Below are 6,168 nucleotides of genomic sequence, written 5' to 3'. Positions count from 1 at the left end.
TCGTGTTCGGTGTCATTGCCCTGATGGCAGGATTCTTCACCATCAACCCGATTTGGAACTACGGCCCCTACGACCCCTCACCGGTTTCCGCAGGCACGCAGCCTGACTGGTACATCGGCTGGGTTGACGGTGCACTTCGCCTCATGCCCGGTGTCCTTGGCGACTTCCACTTCGAATACGTCATCTTCGGTTACGTGCTGACGCTGAACGTCCTGCTTCCGGCCCTGGTGCCGGCTGGCATCGTCTTCACCGTTCTGTTCATGTACCCGTGGATTGAGCGCTGGGTCACGAAGGACGACCGCGAACACCACGTTCTGGACCGTCCGCGCAACGCTCCCACAAGGACCGCGATCGGCATGGCAGGGTTCACGTTCTACTGCGTCATGTGGGCTGCAGCCAGCTCCGACCTCATTGCGACCCACTTCATGGTCTCCCTGAACGACGTCACGTACTGGCTGCGTGCACTGTTCTTCCTCGGACCGATCATCGCCTTCGTCGTCACGAAGCGCGTGGCCCTGGCGCTGCAGCGCAAGGACCGCGAGATCGCCCTCCACGGACGTGAAACCGGACGTATCGTGCGCCTTCCGCACGGTGAGTTCATTGAGGTTCACGCTCCGCTCGATGAGTACAAGCGCTACAAGCTCGTCGGGTTCGAGTCGCCGGCTCCGCTGCCGGCCGAGCCGAACGAGCACGGCGTCGTCACCAAGAAGGAAAAGCGCCGTGCGGCACTCTCCCGCTGGTTCTTCGAGGACAGGGTTGCCCCGGCGACTCCTGCCGAACTGGCAGCCAGCCACGGCCACCATGAAGCCGTTGAGGCCGGCGAGGGACAGAAGACCCTCAGCCACTAGGATCATCCTCAGCAACTATTTCAGTCGTTGACAAGGAAGAAGCCCGGTCCCCTTGGGACCGGGCTTCTTCCTTGTGCAGAGGGCGGAGCCAGGGTTAGCAGGAGGCGCAGTCAGGCGTTGCGGTATCCGGATGCGTAGTTGCGCGTCGGGCGGACGCCTGGGCGCTGCAGCGGCACCCACAACTTGTACCGGTCTGCCCGGTAGAAGGACACCGAATAGTCCACCATGGCCCTCGCAACAAACGCGTGCCGCTGGATCTTCAGCAGGGGCGACCCGATCTCCACGTTGAGCAGCCGCGCGGTGGAGGGCGAGGCTGCGGTGGCTTCAATCATGTCCTCACCCCATTCCATCACCAGGCCGTACTGTTCGCTCAGCACGTTGTACAGCGAGGTGGGCGGCTCGCCGTCCAGAAGCCCTGGTACGCGGTGGGCCGGGATAAAGTTCTCGTCGACGCTCATTGGCTCGTTATCGGCCAGCAGCAGCCGCCTGAACCGTACCAGCGGAGTTCCCTCCTCGAGCTGCAATTCCCGGGCGAGGAAGGCACTGGCGGCGATCTGCTCAAAGCTCAGCACCCTTGCTGCAGGCACCATGCCACGGCGCTGCATTTCCTCACTGTAGGAGGTGAGCTTGACCTGGAGGTCCAGCTTCGGTTTCCGCACAAAGGTTCCCAAGCCGACAACGCGCTCAATGACCTCCTCGCCTACCAAGGCGTCGATGGCTTGTCGGACCGTCATGCGCGCAAGGCCGAACCGCTCGGCGAGGTCCCGCTCCGAAGGAAGAGCGGAACCCGGCGGGCAGGAGGTGGCGATGTACGTCCGGAGAATCTCCCGGAGCTGGATGTAAATGGGGACGCCGCTTTTCCGGTCGATCTCACCGGCGATGCCTGCAGCACTAGCAGCCATCGGTGCTCCTGCTGAATTTGTTCACACTCCAAGATTAGGCCAACCGGGCGGGAGGTCTAGACCAGGAGGCGGTGCCAGCGCCGCCGGACAAGCCGCGAGGATATTCTTAAGGGCGACCGTTTAGAGGCGGCGGCAGCACGACCGCCCGGATAGAGGAGTATTCATTGCCAGTACGTAAGGCAATCGTCACAGCGGCCATCGGCCTGCATGCCCGCCCCGCGGCGGAATTTGTCCGCGCCGTGAACGAGACCGGCTTGCCAGTGACCATCAGCAAGGCTGGCAACGACGCCGTTGATGCCCGGTCACTGCTTGAGGTCATGTCCGCCGACTTCAACCGCGGCTGTGAAGTGGAACTGGCAGTTGCGGAGGAAGCCCTCCCGGCTGGCAGGACAGTCACTGAGGCGGAGGACGCCCTGGGCGGCCTTGCTGAGCTCCTGGCAGCACAGGCTGCCCAGACGCCAAAAGCACCGGCAGCACCATAACAGGCAGCTGCAGAAGCAATAACGACGGCGGGCCCCCACCACAAGGTGGGGGCCCGCCGTCGTTATATCTGCCGTCAGTACGGCCGGCTCAGAAGCGAAGCCTAGTGGGCGTGGTCGCCGCGGCTGTACTCGTACACCCAGCCGATGAGCGCCACAACCGCCATGCCGGCGGCGATGAACACGATCCAGAAGCCCACAGCAAGGCCAAGGAAGCCAGCGGCACAGGAGAGACCGAGCACCAGCGGCCACCAGCTCCAGGGGCTGAAGTGGCCCTGCTCACCGGCACCCTCATGGATCTCGGCGTCGGCGCGGTCCTCGGGACGCAGTCCGACCCGCTTGCCTGTGAAGCCGAGGTAGGCGCCGATCATGCCGGCGAGGCCCCCGACGAGCAGGATGCCAAGGATGCCAACCCACTCAGACCAGTTGGTAAGGAAGCCGTAAATCAGGGCGACCGGTACGAAGAAGAAGACTCCGGCTCCAAAAATCCATGATTCGATCTTCACTGCGAGGCGTCCTTCTGATCGGCGTTACCGAGCACAGCTGCTGCCGGTGCCGGTGACTCAACGGTGTGTGACTGGGAGAGCTCAGGGTGGTGCAGGTCCAGCGCCGGGCGCTCCGAGCGGATGCGCGGCAGCGACGTGAAGTTGTGGCGCGGCGGCGGGCAGGATGTGGCCCATTCCAGTGAAGCCCCGAAACCCCAGGGATCGTCCACGAGGACCTTTTCGCTGCTGCGGGCGGTGATGTACACGTTCCAGAAGAACGGGATCAGCGACGCGCCCAGGACGAACGAGGAGATGGTGGAGAACTGGTTCATCCAGGTGAAGTTGTCCTCGATCATGTAGTCAGCGTAGCGGCGGGGCATGCCTTCCACACCAAGCCAGTGCTGGATCAGGAAGGTGCCGTGGAAGCCCAGGAACAGCAGCCAGAAGTGGATCTTGCCGAGCCGCTCGTTGAGCATCTTGCCCGTCCACTTCGGCCACCAGAAGTAGAATCCGGCGAACATTGCGAACACCACGGTGCCGAAGACGACGTAGTGGAAGTGCGCCACCACGAAGTAGGAGTCAGAGACGTGGAAGTCCAGCGGCGGTGAGGCCAGGATGATGCCGGTCAGGCCGCCGAAGAGGAACGTGATGAGGAAGCCGATGCTCCACAGCATCGGAGTCTCGAACGTCAGCGAACCGCGCCACATGGTGCCGATCCAGTTGAAGAACTTCACGCCGGTGGGAACCGCGATGAGCATCGTCATGAAGGCGAAGAACGGCAACAGCACAGCACCGGTGACGTACATGTGGTGCGCCCACACGGTCACCGAGAGAGCGGCGATGGCGATCGTCGCGTAGACCAGGCCCTTGTAACCGAAGATCGGCTTGCGGCTGAAGACCGGAAAGATTTCGGAGACGATGCCGAAGAACGGCAGCGCGATGATGTACACCTCGGGGTGTCCAAAGAACCAGAACAGGTGCTGCCACAGCACGGCACCGCCGTTTTCCGGATCAAAGATGTGAGCACCGAAGCGGCGGTCTGCACCCAGGGCGAACAGGGCGGCGGCCAGCGGCGGGAACGCCATCAGCACGAGGATGGCCGTCACGAGGGTGTTCCAGGTGAAGATCGGCATCCGCCACATGGTCATGCCCGGAGCGCGCATGCAGATGATGGTGGTGATGAAGTTGACGGCACCAAGGATGGTGCCGAAACCGGACAGCGCCAGGCCGAAGACCCAGAGGTCACCGCCCACACCGGGGCTGAAGGTGGTGTTGGACAGCGGGGCGTAGGCGAACCAGCCGAACGACGCCGCACCCTGCGGGGTGATGAAGCCGGAGACGGCGATGGTGGAGCCGAACAGGAAGAACCAGAACGCCAGGGCATTCAGGCGCGGGAATGCGACGTCCGGTGCGCCGATCTGCAGCGGCATGATGACGTTCGCAAAACCTGCGAAGAGCGGAGTGGCGAACATCAGCAGCATGACTGTGCCGTGCATGGTGAACATCTGGTTGTACTGCTCTTTGGTCTGCAGGATCTGCATGCCGGGTTCGAACAGCTCGGCACGGATGAGCAGCGCCATCACGCCACCCAGGCAGAAGAACACGAAGGACGCGATCAGGTACATGTACCCGATGGTCTTGTGGTCAGTTGAGGTGATCCAGTTGACGACGATGCGTCCCTTGGACTTTGGAACTACGGGAGCTTCGAGGATCCCGGCGGATTGAGTGTAAGTAGCCACGTCGCTCCCCTTACTTCGATTCGGACAGGCTCGGGTTGCGGTCGTACTCTTCGCCGAGCAGGCCCGTGTTGCCGTCCTGGCGGAGCTGGTTCATCTTCGCCTGGAATTCGGACTCGGAGACAACCTTCACGCGGAAGAGCATTTCGGAGTGGTACTCGCCGCAGAGCTCTGCGCACTTTCCGTCATAGGTGCCTTCCTTCGTGGGCGTGAACCGGATGTAGTTTGTCTTGCCGGGGATCATGTCCCGCTTCTGCAGGAACGCGGGGACCCAGAAAGAGTGGATGACGTCGCGGGCGTTGAGTTCGACGTCAACGGACCTGTTGACGGGCAGGTAAAGCGTAGGGAGCTTTTCCTTGTCGACGGCGTTGCCGGTCAGGTGCGCCTGCACGCCGGCTTCATACACGTCTTCCTGAATGACCTCGCCCTTCTTGTAGTTGAAGTCCCAGGCCCACTGCTTGCCGCGGACGTCAACGACGACGTCGGCCGGCTTGGAGCGGTCATCGATCGCCTGCTGGTCGCGGTCGGTGAAGTAGAAGAACACCAGCACCATGAACAGCGGAATGGTCAGGTAGAAAACTTCCAGCGGAAGGTTGAAGCTGGTCTGCCGGGGGAAGCCAACGGTCCCCTTGCGGCGCCGGTAGGCAACGAGGCACCAGACGATCAGGCCCCAGGTGATGATGCCCACCGCGAGAGCGGCAATCCATGAGTTGACCCACAGGTCCATGATCCGGTCGGTGTTACTGGTGGTCCCGCGCTCGGTCGGAAGCCACCCCTTCTCTACCAATGGCGAACATCCAGTCAAAACCAACGCGCCGGCAGTTGCCAAGCCAGTGATCTTAGCGATCTTTTTGCGTCGGCTGCCGGTTCGGTTCTGCGAACTCACAGACGGCCCTTCCTACTTGTTGCTGTTGCCTGGGCGGCCTTCGTCGTCCCGGGCACACGAAAAGAGTTTTACTACTCGGTGTAGAGCTTACCGCTCCCCGCGCGTTTTCGCCCACACGTCCTCATCAGTGTGGCGGCGCCGGTAGAAACCGGCACCGCCACAGGGTGAGGAAGGCAGCAAGGCCCGCTTAGTGGAATGAATCGCCGCAGGCGCAGGACCCGCCGGCGTTGGGGTTGTCGATGGTGAACCCCTGCTTCGAGATGGTGTCCTCGAAGTCGATGCTGGCACCGCTGAGGTACGGCACGCTCATCTTGTCGACGACGACCTCCACGCCGTCAAAGTCACGTACGGCGTCCCCGTCCAGGAGGCGCTCGTCGAAGTAGAGCTGGTAAATCAAACCGGAGCAACCACCAGGCTGCACGGCGACGCGGAGGCGGAGGTCGGTCCTGCCTTCCTGCTCAAGGAGGCTGCGGACCTTGCCTGCGGCAACGTCGGTCAGCTGAACCTCGTGGGTCGCCAGTTCGGCACTGGCGGTGCCGTTGGATTCAGTGCTGTTTTCATTGGTCGTAGTGCTCATTGGCCTACCTTCTAACGACGGTCCTGGCGGCCCCGCGTGAACGGCGCCTGCCCCTACGGAAACGGTATGGGCTATAGCTACATGCTACGTCGCTCGGACGCGTAGCTCTAACCCCAGGCGTAACCATGGCCGAAGGCTGCTTGTTCCCGGAACCTGCAGGCAATCCTGGTCCAGGGCTGTTCGGGCCCGCCCGAGGCGGGCAAACGTCAGCCCAGACCCTCGCTGTTGAGGCGGGCCAGCAGCAGAGCCTCTGCC

Annotated in this window: 6 protein-coding genes and 1 pseudogene; 2 read left to right on the top strand and 5 right to left on the bottom strand. The window is 62.5% G+C overall.

The window, feature by feature from the left end; genetic code table 11:
• Positions 1–848 (top strand): annotated as a pseudogene (locus RIF72_RS19700) (ubiquinol-cytochrome c reductase cytochrome b subunit); the annotation flags it as partial.
• A 110-nt stretch (positions 849–958) separates the two neighbouring features.
• On the opposite strand, the gene RIF72_RS19695 reads toward RIF72_RS19700, so the two are convergent.
• On the bottom strand, positions 959–1,750 hold the full coding sequence (locus tag RIF72_RS19695) for a GntR family transcriptional regulator (protein WP_309076479.1): 792 nt from the start codon (positions 1,748–1,750) through the stop codon (positions 959–961).
• A gap of 164 nt (positions 1,751–1,914) precedes the next feature.
• Here RIF72_RS19695 and RIF72_RS19690 point away from each other — a divergent pair, with 164 nt between their 5' ends.
• Complete coding sequence (locus RIF72_RS19690) at positions 1,915–2,232, top strand: HPr family phosphocarrier protein (protein WP_309076478.1); 318 nt, start codon at positions 1,915–1,917, stop codon at positions 2,230–2,232.
• A gap of 101 nt (positions 2,233–2,333) precedes the next feature.
• Here the strand turns inward: RIF72_RS19690 and RIF72_RS19685 are convergent, their stop codons facing one another.
• The 4 genes from RIF72_RS19685 to RIF72_RS19670 form a co-directional block, all read right to left on the bottom strand.
• The gene (locus RIF72_RS19685; RefSeq protein WP_309076477.1) at positions 2,334–2,735 is read right to left on the bottom strand and encodes a cytochrome c oxidase subunit 4; all 402 of its coding nucleotides are present in this window, start codon (positions 2,733–2,735) and stop codon (positions 2,334–2,336) included.
• Positions 2,732–4,453 (bottom strand): cytochrome c oxidase subunit I, encoded by a 1,722-nt coding sequence (ctaD, locus tag RIF72_RS19680; RefSeq protein ID WP_309076476.1) that lies wholly within the window; start codon positions 4,451–4,453, stop codon positions 2,732–2,734. The genes RIF72_RS19685 and ctaD overlap by 4 nt, the downstream gene beginning before the upstream one ends.
• A gap of 10 nt (positions 4,454–4,463) precedes the next feature.
• A complete protein-coding gene (coxB, locus tag RIF72_RS19675) occupies positions 4,464–5,336 on the bottom strand; it encodes a cytochrome c oxidase subunit II (protein ID WP_309076475.1) in 873 nt (290 codons plus the stop codon).
• Between the two features lie 187 nt (positions 5,337–5,523).
• Positions 5,524–5,913 carry an iron-sulfur cluster assembly accessory protein gene (locus RIF72_RS19670; RefSeq protein ID WP_309076474.1) on the bottom strand — a complete coding sequence of 130 codons (390 nt, stop codon included), beginning with the start codon at positions 5,911–5,913 and terminating at the stop codon, positions 5,524–5,526.
• Positions 5,914–6,168: the final 255 nt, after the last annotated feature.

It is taken from the genome of Paenarthrobacter sp. (genome assembly GCF_031180005.1).
Classification (GTDB): Bacteria; Actinomycetota; Actinomycetes; order Actinomycetales; family Micrococcaceae; genus Arthrobacter.
This window is presented reverse-complemented; position numbering and strand designations above follow the sequence as displayed.